The organism is Oscillibacter valericigenes (genome assembly GCF_021531915.1).
Classification (GTDB): domain Bacteria; phylum Bacillota; class Clostridia; order Oscillospirales; family Oscillospiraceae; genus Oscillibacter; species Oscillibacter valericigenes_A.
This window is the reverse complement of record NZ_JAFBIV010000002.1, coordinates 120,880-133,852: the sequence shown is the minus strand read 5'-3', so window position 1 is coordinate 133,852 and position 12,973 is coordinate 120,880. Positions and strand designations below refer to the sequence as shown.

Sequence of the window (12,973 nt, the reverse complement as noted above, 5' to 3'; positions counted from 1 at the left end):
GAGCCGCAGGGCGGATGTCGTCCACCGTTGTCCTGGCAGAGAGAAATCCGCCGTCATGCGTTTTCCTCCGGAAAGGCCAGACCTGTTTGGAAGCCGCCTGCACCGGGACAGCAGATGTCTCCAGCCACCGGATAGTCCTCGCAGATGTAGAGATTGGCCTGCACCCCCTCCGGGCGCTCCGGATAGTTGGTGACTGTGTAGGTATAGCGCTCTACCTGTTTTCCCAGACAGGCGGTCAGGTCAAGGCCCTGGCTGAGCTGCAGTTCATTGTAAGAGAGATAAGGCTCCTCCAGCTTTTCGGGCAGCAGGAATTGCAGAGTTTCTACCGGTTCTGTGTCCACTTCCCACCCAAGGGACCGAAGGTATTCCACCCGCTGGCTGTTGTCCGCCAGTTCGGGCCGGGCAGAGGAGTTCCCGGACTCTGTGCGCCCGGTCAAAAGAATCAGTACCGCCATGACGATCCCCATGGCGATCACAGTCAAAACCGCTTTTTTTCGTGAAAACCGCGTGGTCCAGATCAGCATATCCATCCCTCCTGCTTGTTCCTATTCATTTTCGAGATAGTTTATGATAAAATATCTATAAAAGGAGCGTGGAGACATGGAGAAGCAGCGACTGGACAAGATCATTGCATCTACCGGAAAATTTTCCCGGCGGGAGGTGAAGCTGCTGGTGCGGCAGGGGAGAGTCCTGGTAGACGGTGTCCCCGCCAGGTCCGGCGAGGAGAAGTTTGACCCGCAGGCCGTGGAGATCACGGTGAATGGGGAGACCTTGTGCTATCGTAAATACACCTGGGTGATGCTGAACAAGCCTGCAGGCTATCTATCCGCCACGGAGGACGGATGGGGGCCCACGGTGCTGGACCTGCTGCCGCCGGAGTTGAAGAAGCAGGGATTGTTTCCTGTGGGGCGGCTGGACAAGGACACAGAGGGACTGCTGCTGCTGACCAACGAGGGCGGCCTGGCCCATGACCTGCTGTCTCCACGGCATCATGTGGACAAGGTGTACTATACCCGGGTGGCCGGGCGGCTGACAGAGGAGGACTGCCGGGCTTTTGCCGCCGGCATGACGCTGGGTGACGGACTGGTGTGTCAGCCGGCGGGATTGAAGATCCTGAAAGCCGGAGAGGAGAGCGAGGCGCACGTCACACTGCGGGAGGGAAAATTCCATCAGGTGAAGCGAATGCTGGCTTTCCTGGGAAAGCCGGTGCTGTATCTGGAGCGCATTCAGATGGGCAATTTGACCCTGGATCCGGCACTTGACCGGGGAAAATACCGGCTTTTGACGGAAAGCGAAGTGGAGATGCTTCGAAAGATTTGACATATCTTTGGAAAAGAGCAAATCTTCAACAAAAAGCCAATAAGTTTTTTGTTGAAAAAAGAAAAAACATCTTGCATTTTGCCGAAACTGCCGATATAATATTATCATTGACAAATTGCACAAAGATTTTCGTGTGACGAGTGGTGAGGAGGACAGCCATGTCTGGAAGAATTTTTCAAAATGTGGTCCTGCAACTGAAGGAAAACACCGACCGAACTGTTGGCGTGATCGACGGCGAGGGTATCGTCATCGCCTGCAGTGAACTTTCCATGATCGGCCAGCGCTGGGCGGAATATGTGCCTGTGGTGAACAACGCCGCCGGCAGTATGATCTCCTCCGACGGCAAGACCTTCAAGGCGCTGAACGGCTGGGGCAACCAGTTTGACTATGCCGCTTTCAGCTTTGGCGACAATGAGATCAGCAAAACGGTCTGCTCTATGGCCACGGTGGCCCTGAATGCCGCCAAGGCTTACTATGAGGAAAAGCATGACCGGGGCTCCTTCATCAAGGACATTATCTCCGACAATATCATGCTGGGTGACATCTACATGCGGGCCAAGGAGCTGCGGGTCACCGCCGACGTGCCCCGGGGGGTGTTTGTGGTCCGTTCCCTGAAAAAGGGCGATTCTGTCCCCACCGATGTGCTCCAGACCCTGTTCCCTGACCGCCAGAACGACTTTGTTCTCAGCGTGGGCGAGGGCGATGTGGTGCTGATCCGCCAGTTGTCCGAGGGCGCCGGGATCAAGGAGCTGAATAAGATCGCCGCTTCCATTGAGGAGACCCTCTGCTCCGGCGGAGAGAGCACCGTGGTGGTGGGCATTGGTACCGTGGCCATCCATCTGCGGGACCTGGCCAAGAGCTATAAGGAGGCTCAGATCGCCATTGAGGTCGGCAAGGTCTTTGATACCGAGAAGTATGTCATCAACTATGAAAACCTGGGTATCGGCCGTCTGATCTATCAGCTGCCCACTACTTTGTGCGAAATGTTCCTCCAGGAGGTCTTCAAGAAGAACCCCATTGACGCTCTGGACAAGGAGACCCTGTTTACCATCCACAAGTTCTTTGAAAACAACCTGAACGTGTCCGAGACGGCCCGGAAGCTGTTTGTCCACCGCAACACCCTGGTGTACCGGCTGGAAAAGATCAAGAAGCTCACCGGCCTGGACCTGCGGGAGTTTGACGATGCCATTACATTTAAGGTGGCCCTGATGGTCAAGAAGTACCTGACCTCCCGGGGGATCGATTCCTGAGAATCCATATCCGACAAAAAGAGACCGGCGGACGAAAGTCCGCCGGTTTTCTTCTAAAACTTTCCACCCTTCCTTTTTGCAAACAATTGCAAACTGCTGTTGCATTGCATCAAAAAATCGTATATAATGTAACTATCTTTGGAATTATGTCGACCTTGCTACAAAATAGGGAACATTTTGGTAAGGTCGGTCGTGTTTGATATAGAAACGTGTGAGGTGGCGGCATGATCCGTTTAAAAGATGTGGAGATGGAATATGAAAACGGGACCAGGGCGATCAAGGGCATCAGCCTGACCATTGAGGACGGCGAGTTCGTCTTTCTGGTGGGGCCCTCCGGTTCCGGCAAGTCTACCATCATCAAGCTGCTGACCGGCGAGGTGGAGCCCTGCCGGGGCCGTATCATGATCAACGGCTTCTCCGTCAGCAATATTTCCGAAAAGCAGATCCCGCTGATGCGGCGGACACTGGGCATCATTTTCCAGGATTTCCGCCTGATTGAGAAAAAGACGGTGTACGACAACCTGTCTTTCGTCATGCGGGCCGTGGGCGCCAGCCCCAAGGAGATCAAAAACCGCATTCCCTACGTGCTGCAGCTGGTGGGCCTGGAGAAGAAGGCCGACAGCTATCCCACGGAGCTCTCCGGCGGCGAGCAGCAGCGTGTGGCCATCGCCCGGGCGCTGGTGAACAATCCCAACACCATCATCGCGGACGAGCCCACCGGAAACCTGGACCCGGAGCGGTCCCTGGAGCTCATGAGCCTGCTGGTGAAGATCAACCAGCTGGGCACCACCGTGGTGGTGGTGACCCACGAAAAGGACCTGGTGGACCGCTTCGGCAAGCGGGTGGTCACCATCGATTCCGGCCATGTGGTCAACGACAGCGTGGGCGGCTATGTGGGAGGAAACATCCATGGCTAAGCATGATATCGGCTATTTTGCCCATGAGGGCCTTTCCAATATGTTCAGCCACGGCTTCATGTCCTTCGCTGCGGTGGGCATCACCGTGGCCTGCCTGCTGATCATGGGCACCTTCACCCTGGTGGCGGTGAACGCCAACGAGCTGCTGCGGGACCTGGAGCAGGAGAATGAGATCCTGGCCTACGTAGACGACAGCTGCACAGAGGCTGAGTCCAAAGCCCTGCAGAAAAAGCTGGAGACTGTCCCCAATGTGGCATCCGCCACTTACATCAGCAAGGAGCAGGCCATGGAGGACTTCGTGGCCCAGTATCCGGACGAGGATATGTTCCAGGACCTGGACCCGGAGATCCTGCGGGACCGGTATGCCATCAAGATCACGGACCTTGAACAGATCCGCCAGACCAAGGAGGCGGTGCAGAGCATTCCCGGCATTGCCAGGGTCAACGCCTACGAGGAGATCGCCGGCGGCTTTATCACCGTGCGGAACGTGGCCACCGTCATCTGTGTGGCGCTGATCGCCATTTTGTTCGTGGTGTCGGTGTTCATCATCTCCAACACCATCAAGCTGACCACCTTTGACCGCCGGGACGAGATCGCCATTATGCGGATGGTGGGCGCCACCAACGGCTTCATCCGCTGGCCCTTCGTGTACGAGGGCTTCATGATGGGTCTGCTGGGCGCTGTCATCGCCTTCTTCTCCCAGTGGGGACTGTATGAGGCGGTGACCAGGGGCGTGGACAACAACGACACCCTGCAGCTGATCCATGTGATCCCCTTCCAGGAACTGTGGGTGCCGGTGGCCGTGGTCTTCGCCATAGCGGGCATCCTGATCGGCGTAGGCGGCAGTCTGTCTGCCATTCGGAAGTTCCTGCAGGTTTAAGGAGGCGTCTATGAAGAAAAAGTACCCCTTGCGCCGGTTGGGCCGCTCTCTGCTGATGCTGGCCCTGGCCCTGTGTCTGGTGACAGCGGAGCTGGCACCGGCCCTGGCCGTCACCCAGGCGGAGATCGACAAGCTGAAAAACGAAGCGGCGGACCTGAAGACACAGAAGAAGGATCTGCAGAAGCAGCTGGACGGCCTGGCCAATGACAAGGCGGCGGTGCTGTCCCGGCAGAAGAAGCTGGACGAGCAGATCAATAACACCAGCGCTCAGATCCGGAATGTGGAGGCACAGATCAGCGCTTATGAGGAGCTGATCGTCCAGACAGAAGCGGAGCTGGTGGACGCGGAGCAGCGGGAGGCGGCACAGTATGAGTTGTTCTGCCACCGGGTCCGGTCCATGGAGGAGCGGGGCGAGATCAGCTACTGGTCCGTCCTCTTCGGCGCCACCAGTTTCTCTGACATGCTGACCCGTCTCAACGATATCAACGAGGTCATGGACGCCGACCAGAAGGTCATTGACGATCTGAAGGCACTGCAGGTGGAGATCACGGAGAAAAAGACCTCTCTGGAGACCAGCAAGGCGGAATCGGAGGCGGCCAAGGCCGATCTGGTCAGCAAGAAGAAGGAACTGGACCAGCAGCGCCAGCAGGCCATCGCTCTGGTGAAAGAGATCGAGGCCAACGAGAAGGAGTACAAGTCCACCATTGACCAGCTGGCTCAGGAAGAGGAGGACATCCTGGCGGAGGCCCTCCGCCTGTCCAAAAAGCTGGCGGAGGAGCAGGCGGCTCAAGGTAAGCCCCAGCAGTCTAATCCCGGCGGATACATCTGGCCGGTGGACAGCCGCTACATCACCTCCACAGTGGGCGGCCGGGCCTCTCCCGGCGGCGTGGGTTCCACCAACCACAAGGGTACAGATATCGGCCGGGTGGGCTACACCTCCAGGATTTACGCCGCCAAGGCCGGCACTGTCATCGTGTCCCAGTATTCCAGCTCCTACGGTAACTATGTGGTGGTCTCCCATGGCGCGGGCAACACCACGCTGTACGGCCATATGAGCAGCCGCAGCGTGTCCGTTGGACAGTATGTGAACCAGGGCGACGTGTTGGGCATCACCGGCTCCACGGGCCATTCCACCGGTCCCCATCTGCACTTTGAGGTGACGGAGAACGGCGTCCGCATTGACCCTCTGAAAAAGGGCTATCTGACGGGTTACACCCTGTCCGCTACTGCGTAATGCACATATTTCATCCTCCCGTTCCATACCATGGAGCGGGAGGATGATGTTTTATGATCGGAATGCTGAGTTGGAAGGAGCCGGGAAAGCGGGAAAAGACCGTGGCCGTGAAAGAGCGGAGCGTCCTTCGGATGCGCTTTTGGTGCGCGGAGGTGCTACGGGGGCCCAGAACGCCGGAGGCTGTTCTCCGGCGGCGGGTGGCGGCAGCGGGGAAGCGCCTGCGGAAGCAGGGCGTCACCCGGGTGGTGCTGCCGGAGGACTTTTCCTATGGTTCGCAGCTGGAAAAATGGGACCTGCGTCCGGTGTCCACGTTAGGCTTGCGGCGGGGCATCGCCGCGGATTGGGTCCGCTGGCTCCTGACAGAGCAGGGAGCCCCGGCAGCGGGGGCCAGAGTGGCTGTCTCCGCCGAGCAGCTGACGGGTGAGGTGGTGCGGACGGTGACGGAGCTGTCCCTGCGGCACCGGTATGTGCTGCTGGACCTGTCCCGGGGCGGAGAGGACCTGTGCCGCCAGCTGCGGCGGGAGTACGGCGTGTCCCTGCTGCTGGGGCCCTCCAAAGAACAGCTGGAGGAGGCAGAGGTCCTGGTGCTGTTTGACCCCAGGGAGGACTGCCACAGCCGCCGGACGCTGGCGCTGTACGACGAGACGGCGTCGCTGCCGCCTTTGCTGCTGCCGCCGGCTCTGGAGGAAAAGCTGCCCAAGGGCTGCGACCGGGGACAGCTGCTGGCGACGCTCCGGGAGCAGGGGGCTCTGCGGCCGGGTCAGATCACTGTGGGAGGTGGGATTTCCGCAAAATAAGGGCGTTTTTTGCCTTCCCCGCCCCCTTGACATTCTGAAAACCAACCTCTATAATACTAGACTGTCATAGTATAATAGAATAAGTATGCATAGGGAAAATCATATTTCCCTTCAAAAGATATGAAAGGATCGTTGACATGGAAAAAGAATACAAAATGAGTGCTGCCCGCGCCCAGGAGCTGCAGGAGGAACTGAATTACCTGAAGACTACCCGCTCCGACGAGGTGGCTGAGCAGATCAAGATCGCCCGCGGCTTCGGCGACCTCAGCGAGAACAGCGAGTACGATGAGGCCAAGAACGAGCAGGGCAAGCTGTATTCCCGCATCGCCGAACTGGAGGAGATCCTGCAGCATGTGGTGATCGTGGACGAGAACGCCGGTACCACCAATGAGGTGACCATCGGCTGCACCGTCACGGTGACTGACGCCAATGGCAAGGAAATGCCCGCTTACAAGATCGTGGGCTCCCAGGAGGCCGATCCCATGCACGGCATCATCTCCGAGGAATCCCCCTTCGGCAAGGCCCTGCTGGGCGCCAAGGAAGGCGACACCGTCACCGTGGAGGCTCCCCGGGGCGCCATCGTGTACACGGTGAAGAAGATCGAGAGATAAGGAGAACGACATGGCTGAACAGAAGAACAACCAGCAGGCCTCCCCCGAACAGGATCTGGGTCAGCAGACAAAGATTCGCCGGGAGAAGCTGGCCGCGCTCCAGGCTGAGGGCCAGGACCCTTTCCAGCAGACCCGCTTTGACTGGAATGCCACCAGCCAGCAGATCAAGGACAACTTCGACGCTATGGAGGGCCAGGCCGTGAAGGTGGCCGGCCGTCTCATGAGCAAGCGCGGCATGGGCAAGGTCAGCTTCTGCGACCTGCAGGACCGGGATGGCCGCATCCAGCTGTACGCCCGGCAGGACGAGATGGACGAGGCTGTCTATAAGAAGTTCAAGAAGTACGACATCGGCGATATCGTGGGCGTGGACGGCGAGGTCTTCCGCACCCAGCGGGGCGAGATGAGCGTCCGGGCCAAGGACATCACCCTGCTCTCCAAGTCCCTGCTGCCCCTGCCGGAGAAGTTCCACGGTCTGCAGGACAAGGAACTGCGGTTCCGGCAGCGGTATGTGGACCTGATGGTGAACCCCGATGTGAAGCGCAACTTCGTCATTCGCTCCCAGTTCATCAAGTTCATGCGGGACTACCTGGACAACATGGGCTATATTGAGGTGGAGACCCCTGTCCTGAACACCATCGCCGGCGGCGCCGCCGCCCGGCCCTTCATCACCCACCACAACACCCTGGACATCGATATGTACATGCGCATCGCCACGGAGCTGCCCCTGAAGCGGCTGATCGTGGGCGGCATGGACCGGGTGTATGAGATCGGCCGCATCTTCCGCAACGAGGGCATGGACCCCAAGCACAACCCCGAGTTCACCACGGTGGAGCTGTACCAGGCCTACACCGATTTCCACGGTATGATGGACATTGCCGAGGGCATCATCTCCGGTGCCGCCCAGAAGATCCTGGGCACCTATGAGGTGGAGTGGATGGGCGAGAAGATCGACCTGACCCCCGGCTGGCGCCGCCTGACCATGGTGGACGCCGTGAAGGAGTACCTGGGCATCGACTTCGGCGCCATCACCGACGACGCCGAGGCTGTGGCCGCCGCGAAGGCCAAGGGCGTGGAGCTGGCGGACGCCGCCGAGAAGACCTGGGGCAACGCCCTGTACGCATGCTTTGACCAGCGGGTGGAGGAGAAGCTGATCCAGCCCACCTTCATCACCATGTATCCCGTGGAGGTCAGCCCCCTGACTAAGCGCAGCCCTGCCGATCCCCGGCTCACCGAGCGGTTCGAGCTGTTCGTGTGCCACAGTGAGCTGGCCAACGCCTATTCCGAGCTGAACGACCCCATCGACCAGCGCCAGCGCTTCGAGAAGCAGGTGGAGCAGCGGGAGCGTGGCGATGACGAGACCGAGATGCTGGACGAGGATTTCCTGAACGCCCTGGAATACGGCATGCCTCCCACGGGCGGCATGGGCATGGGCATCGATCGCTGCGTCATGCTCCTGACCGGCGCCGACACCATTCGGGAAGTCATCCTCTTCCCCACCATGAAGCCTCTGGACTGATACACCCATCAAGCGGGCGGCGGAAGCCGCCCGCCGATGACTACTCACGGAAAGGAGCCAGCCTATGGAGATCATCACCAGCCGTACCAATCCCCTCTGCACCCATATCCGTAAGCTGGCGTCCTCCGCCTCCTACCGCCGTCAGAAGGGCGAGTTCCTCTGCGACAGCCCCAAGCTGCTGGAGGAGGCCCTGCTCCGCCAGGCGGACCTGCACACGGTGGTGTGCACCGCCGACGCAGCCCTGCCGCCCATTCCGGCGGGGGTGCGGCTGGTCCAGGTGCCCGCTGACGTGATGAAGACCCTGTCCCCGGCCCAGACGCCCCAGGGCGTCCTGTCTGTCTGCGGCATGCGGCCCCCGGCGCTGCCGGAGAAGCTGGAGGGCAAACGCTATGTGGTGCTGGACGGCGTCCAGGACCCCGGCAATGTGGGGACCATCCTCCGCACCGCTGACGCCTTTTCCGCCGACGGTCTGCTGCTGGTGAACGCCTGCGCGGACCTCTACAATCCCAAGACGGTACGGGCCACCATGGGCGCGGTGTTCCGCTGCCCGGTGTGGACCTGCGATGTGCCCGTCCTGCGGGCACTGCTGACGGCCTCCGGACTGCCCCTGTACGGCGCCGCCCTGCGGACCGACACCGTGGACGCCCGGAAGGTGGATTACACGCGCTGCGCCGTGGCCATCGGCAGCGAGGGAAAAGGCCTTTCCAGGGAACTGCTGGAGTGCTGCGACCGGACGGTCCTGATCCCCATGCGGGCCCACTGCGAATCCCTGAATGCGGCGGCTGCCGCCACGGTGCTGCTGTGGGAGATGGCCCGGAACGACTGAGTGAGGAGGCGGCGCCATGTCGGCATTGAAATACTGGCTGTGGCTGACAGAGCTGCGGGGCCTGAAAAATCAGACCCGGCTGGCGCTGCTGCGCCATTTTGGAACCCCGGAGGACGTGTTTTACGCCGACGCCGGGGAAATTTTGCTGACTGAGGGCATGACCCGGGAGCAGGCCGCCATCCTGGAGGACCACCGCCTGGACGCGGCGGACCGCATTCTGGCAGACTGCCAGCGGCTGGACCTGCGGCTCCTGACCATCCAGGACGCGGAGTATCCGGGGCGACTGAAAAACATTTATGACCCGCCCTGCCTGCTGTATGTGAAGGGCCGCCTGCCCGCCTTTGACGAGGAGGTAGCCGTGGCGGTGGTGGGAACCCGGGACGCCACGCCTTACGGCATTTCCAGCGCCGAGAAGCTGGGCTATGGCCTTGCCAGGGGCGGCGCTGTGGTGGTCAGCGGCCTTGCCAAGGGCATCGATGCCGCAGCCACCCGGGGAGCTCTCCGGGCCGGCGGTGTCACTGTGGGCGTGGCAGCCAACGGACTGGATGTCCGCTATCCCTGGGAAAACCGCTATCTCTACGAGGACGTGGCCGCCGCGGGCGTGCTGCTGTCCGAATATCCACCGGGCACGGAGCCCTTCAAGACCAATTTCCCTGTGCGCAACCGCATCATCTCCGGTCTTTCGCTTGCCACGCTGGTGGTGGAGGCCCCGGAGCGCAGCGGCGCCCTCATCACAGCAGACACCGCCGTGGAGCAGGGACGGGACGTGTTTGCCGTTCCCGGCCCCATCGACGCCCCCAACAGTGTGGGCTGCAACCGCCTGATCCGTGAAGGCGCGGTCCTGACGGCGGACGCCTGGGACCTGCTGCAGGAATACGAGGCCCGGTTTCCGGACAAGCTGCGCCGTGAGGAAGCCCGGAAGGAGCCGGAGAAGCTGGGCTATGAGGCCCGGCAGAAGGAGGAGCCCAGGCCGGTGCCGCCGTCCCTGCGGCTGTCGGACCCGGCGGTCAGCCTGACGGACGACCAGATCGCCCTGCTGCGGGCCCTCTCCGACGAAGAACCCATCCAGGTCGACGACCTGATCGAGCAGACCGGCATCCCCACCCGGCGGGTGCTGTCCGCCCTGACTTTACTTGAGATCGAACAATACGTCCAACAGCACAGTGGAAAGCATTACACCCGTGCCGTGACGCTGACAGAATAAATTTGCGCGCTTCTTCTGAGAGAAGCGCCTGGAGGTAACTATGGCAAATCACAGCCTGGTCATCGTGGAGTCTCCCGCGAAGGCAAAGACCATCGGCAAATACCTGGGCAAGGACTTCGAGGTGAAGGCCTGCATGGGCCACCTGCGGGACCTGCCCAAAAGCACCATCGGTGTGGATGTGGAGAAGGACTTTGAGCCGGTCTACAAGCCCATCAAGGGCAAAGAGGATATTATCAGCGATTTGAAAAAATCCGCCAAGGCGGCGGACACCGTGTATCTGGCAACCGACCCGGACCGCGAGGGCGAGGCCATTTCCTGGCATTTGAAGCAGCTTCTGAACCTGCCGGACGACAAGGCGAAGCGGGTCACCTTCAACGAGATCACCAAGAAGGTGGTGCAGGAGAGCATCCGGGAGCCCCGGGAGATCGACCAGAACCTGGTGGACGCCCAGCAGGCCCGCCGCATCCTGGACCGCCTGGTGGGTTATGAGTTGAGCCCCCTGCTGTGGAAGAAGATCCGCCGGGGCCTGTCCGCAGGCCGGGTCCAGTCCGTGGCCACCCGCATGGTGGACGACCGGGAGCGGGAGATCGAGGCCTTCCAGCCCGAGGAATACTGGACCCTGGACGCCAATCTTCTGGGCAGCGACGTGAAGAAAGTGCCCTTCGCCGCCCGGTATCACGGCAAGAACGGCAAAAAGGCGGAGCTGAAGTCCGCCGAAGAGGTGGAGGCTGTGGTGGAGGAGACGAAAAACGCCGTCTTCACCGTCAAGAGCGTCAAGCGCACCGACAAGCAGCGCAGCCCCTCTCCGCCTTTCACCACCTCCACCATGCAGCAGGAGGCCTCCCGCAAGCTCAGCATGACTCCCCGCCGCACCATGGCCATCGCCCAGCAACTGTACGAGGGCGTGGACATTGAGGGCGAGGGCACCGTGGGCCTGATCACCTATATGCGTACCGACTCCCTCCGCATCAGCGAGGAGGCCCTGGCGGACGCCAAGACTTTCATTCTGGGCCGCTACGGCGCGGCGTATTACCCCGCCCAGACCCACCGCTACAAGGCCAAGGCCAATGCCCAGGACGCCCATGAGGCCATTCGCCCCAGCAACGTGAACTGGACGCCGGAGATGCTCAAAAAAGACCTGACCGGCGAGCAGTACCGGCTGTACCGCCTGATCTGGAGCCGCTATGTGGCCTGTCAGATGGCCAACGCCGTCTATGACAGCGTGGCCGTGGAGATCGAGGCCAACAGCCACAGCTTCCGGGCCAGCTCCTCCAGTCTGAAATTCTCCGGCTACACCGCTGTGTACGAGGAGGGCAAGGACGAGGAAAAGGAGGAGAAGGAATCTCCCCTGCCCGCCCTGCAGGAGGGAGAGACCCTGACCCTGAAGGACTTCTCCAGGGACCAGCACTTCACCCAGCCCCCTGCCCACTATACCGACGCCACCCTCATCCGGGCCATGGAGGAGCAGGGCATCGGCCGTCCCTCCACCTATGCCCCCACTGTGTCCACCATCCTGGACCGGGAGTACGTCATCAAGGAGGGCAAGTACCTGCGCATCACCAACCTGGGCCGGGTGGTGACGGAGCTGATGAAGGACAAATTCACCGACATCGCCGACACGAAATTCACCGCCCACATGGAGCAGCGCCTGGACTCCGTGGAGGAGGGGACTACCCCCTGGAAGGGCGTCCTGCGGGACTTCTACGGCGATTTTGAGGAGCATCTGAAGCAGGCCGAGCAGGACCTGGAGGGCGTCCGCATCAAGGTGCCCGACGAGGTCAGCGAGGAGGTCTGCCCCGAGTGCGGACGGAACCTGGTGGTGAAGTCTGGTCGGTTTGGCCGCTTCCTGGCATGCCCCGGCTACCCCGAGTGCAGCTTCACCATGCCTCTGGTGGTGGAGATGCCGGGCCGCTGCCCCAAGTGCGGCGGGCGCATCATGAAGCGCACCGGCACCAGCAAAAAGACCAACAAGCAGTACACCTATTACTGCTGTGAGCATACCAACAGCAAGGACGAGGCCGAGAAGTGCGACTTCATGACCTGGGATGTGCCGGTGAAGGACGACTGCCCGGTCTGCGGCCACACCATGTTCAAGAAGGCCGGCAAGGGCTTCAAGAAGCCCTTCTGCATCAACGAGGCCTGCTCCAACTTCCTGCCCGAGGAGAAGCGGGGCTATCCCAGGAAGCCCGCGGAAAAGAAGGAGGGGGAAGAGCCGGTCCCTGAGACCCAGGCAGAGAAGAAACCCACCAAAAAGACAGCGGCCAAGAAAACCACTGCGGCCAAGAAGACTACCGCAGCCAAAAAGACCACCGCCGCCAAGAAAACTACCACGGGCAAAAAGACTGCGGCGAAGAAGCCCACCGCCAAGAAGGCGGCGGAAAAGGCTTAAAACAGCACCTGTCCCCTTGCCGGGGACAT

12 protein-coding genes are annotated in these 12,973 nt (G+C 60.8%); 11 read left to right on the top strand and 1 reads right to left on the bottom strand.

Annotation, left to right across the window (positions count from 1 at the left end; all coding sequences use genetic code 11):
* Positions 1 to 53: 53 nt before the first annotated feature.
* The gene (locus JQM66_RS02305; RefSeq protein WP_235228191.1) at positions 54 to 524 is read right to left on the bottom strand and encodes a DUF4830 domain-containing protein; all 471 of its coding nucleotides are present in this window, start codon (positions 522 to 524) and stop codon (positions 54 to 56) included.
* Positions 525 to 600: 76 nt separating this feature from the next.
* Between JQM66_RS02305 and JQM66_RS02300 the strand changes: the two genes are divergently transcribed.
* The 11 genes from JQM66_RS02300 (at position 601) to topA (ending at position 12,944) form a co-directional block, all read left to right on the top strand.
* Positions 601 to 1,320 (top strand): pseudouridine synthase, encoded by a 720-nt coding sequence (locus JQM66_RS02300; RefSeq protein ID WP_235228190.1) that lies wholly within the window; start codon positions 601 to 603, stop codon positions 1,318 to 1,320.
* Between the two features lie 158 nt (positions 1,321 to 1,478).
* Positions 1,479 to 2,570 (top strand): PucR family transcriptional regulator, encoded by a 1,092-nt coding sequence (locus JQM66_RS02295; protein WP_235228189.1) that lies wholly within the window; start codon positions 1,479 to 1,481, stop codon positions 2,568 to 2,570.
* Between the two features lie 224 nt (positions 2,571 to 2,794).
* The gene (ftsE, locus tag JQM66_RS02290; protein WP_235228188.1) at positions 2,795 to 3,487 is read left to right on the top strand and encodes a cell division ATP-binding protein FtsE; all 693 of its coding nucleotides are present in this window, start codon (positions 2,795 to 2,797) and stop codon (positions 3,485 to 3,487) included.
* Positions 3,480 to 4,367 carry a permease-like cell division protein FtsX gene (gene ftsX, locus JQM66_RS02285; RefSeq protein ID WP_235228187.1) on the top strand — a complete coding sequence of 296 codons (888 nt, stop codon included), beginning with the start codon at positions 3,480 to 3,482 and terminating at the stop codon, positions 4,365 to 4,367. The genes ftsE and ftsX overlap by 8 nt, the downstream gene beginning before the upstream one ends.
* Positions 4,368 to 4,377: 10 nt before the next feature.
* Complete coding sequence (locus JQM66_RS02280; protein ID WP_235228186.1) at positions 4,378 to 5,601, top strand: murein hydrolase activator EnvC family protein; 1,224 nt, start codon at positions 4,378 to 4,380, stop codon at positions 5,599 to 5,601.
* Between the two features lie 53 nt (positions 5,602 to 5,654).
* Positions 5,655 to 6,398: a hypothetical protein gene (locus tag JQM66_RS02275; RefSeq protein ID WP_235228364.1), complete on the top strand. Its 744-nt coding sequence runs from the start codon at positions 5,655 to 5,657 to the stop codon at positions 6,396 to 6,398.
* 137 nt (positions 6,399 to 6,535) lie between these two features.
* Positions 6,536 to 7,009 (top strand): transcription elongation factor GreA, encoded by a 474-nt coding sequence (greA, locus tag JQM66_RS02270; protein WP_235228185.1) that lies wholly within the window; start codon positions 6,536 to 6,538, stop codon positions 7,007 to 7,009.
* Between the two features lie 10 nt (positions 7,010 to 7,019).
* The gene (gene lysS / locus JQM66_RS02265; protein ID WP_235228184.1) at positions 7,020 to 8,525 is read left to right on the top strand and encodes a lysine--tRNA ligase; all 1,506 of its coding nucleotides are present in this window, start codon (positions 7,020 to 7,022) and stop codon (positions 8,523 to 8,525) included.
* A 64-nt stretch (positions 8,526 to 8,589) separates the two neighbouring features.
* Complete coding sequence (locus tag JQM66_RS02260) at positions 8,590 to 9,351, top strand: TrmH family RNA methyltransferase (RefSeq protein ID WP_235228183.1); 762 nt, start codon at positions 8,590 to 8,592, stop codon at positions 9,349 to 9,351.
* A 16-nt stretch (positions 9,352 to 9,367) separates the two neighbouring features.
* Entirely contained in the window at positions 9,368 to 10,555 is a 1,188-nt protein-coding gene (dprA, locus tag JQM66_RS02255; RefSeq protein ID WP_235228182.1) for a DNA-processing protein DprA, read from the top strand.
* 40 nt (positions 10,556 to 10,595) lie between these two features.
* Positions 10,596 to 12,944: a type I DNA topoisomerase gene (gene topA, locus JQM66_RS02250; RefSeq protein WP_235228181.1), complete on the top strand. Its 2,349-nt coding sequence runs from the start codon at positions 10,596 to 10,598 to the stop codon at positions 12,942 to 12,944.
* Positions 12,945 to 12,973 lie beyond the last annotated feature (29 nt).